The organism is Staphylococcus pasteuri (assembly GCF_030547725.1).
Classification (GTDB): Bacteria; Bacillota; Bacilli; order Staphylococcales; family Staphylococcaceae; genus Staphylococcus; species Staphylococcus pasteuri.
In genome coordinates this window covers 1-245 of sequence record NZ_JAUOQO010000755.1, presented here as the reverse complement: position 1 = coordinate 245, position 245 = coordinate 1, and the positions used below count along the sequence as shown (strand labels likewise).

Genomic DNA, 245 nt, shown 5'->3' with positions numbered 1-245 from the left:
GTCTTAATCATGATAAGTTGCACATTAGTATCAATCAACTTGAATTATCACCATATCAAACAGATATACTACATAAGGGTGTAATGGATAAAATGTATCAAAATCAAGTTAAAGTGATGGCTTGGAGTCCTTTTGCGGGAGGTCAGCTGTTTGATACTTCTGACGATAAAAGTAGACGCCTCATGTCAGTCATTGAACCTTTAGCAAATAAATATCAAGAGAACGTTTCTGCTATTATGATAGCT

Annotated in this window: 1 pseudogene; it reads left to right on the top strand. The window is 34.7% G+C overall.

Annotated features, from left to right (window positions below):
• Positions 1-17: 17 nt before the first annotated feature.
• Positions 18-245, top strand: a pseudogene (locus tag Q4528_RS15380) (aldo/keto reductase); the annotation flags it as partial.